Origin of the sequence: Rheinheimera hassiensis (assembly GCF_022436675.1) — a bacterium.
In the GTDB taxonomy this organism is placed as follows: domain Bacteria; phylum Pseudomonadota; class Gammaproteobacteria; order Enterobacterales; family Alteromonadaceae; genus Alishewanella; species Alishewanella hassiensis.
On sequence record NZ_JAKUJZ010000059.1, the window covers coordinates 1 to 254 of the forward strand.

At 39.4% G+C, this 254-nt stretch carries 1 protein-coding gene; it reads right to left on the reverse strand.

Translation table 11 applies throughout. The features are described from left to right. A partial coding sequence (locus MJX74_RS21635) for a hypothetical protein (RefSeq protein ID WP_240225085.1) occupies nt 1-254 on the reverse strand: 254 nt, incomplete at both ends.

The following is a 254-nucleotide window of genomic DNA, read 5'->3' on the forward strand; positions in this document are numbered from 1 at the left end:
CCTTGATCATAAGAGCCTTGTCGATATTGTGGGTCATCATCAATGATTAAAAATTCGTACTTGATAGTTCTAGCTTTAAAGAAACGTTGGTTATCTAGCACGGAGAAGTCATATTCGCCTTGCTGATAAGGAACTGAATCGACAACCTCATATTCCTCGGGAGTTGAAAACTCACGCTTAGAGAGCCACCAACCAGACTTTGCAGAATCAAATCCATTAAATTTAATACCAGCATCAGGATTAACCTCGCTTAT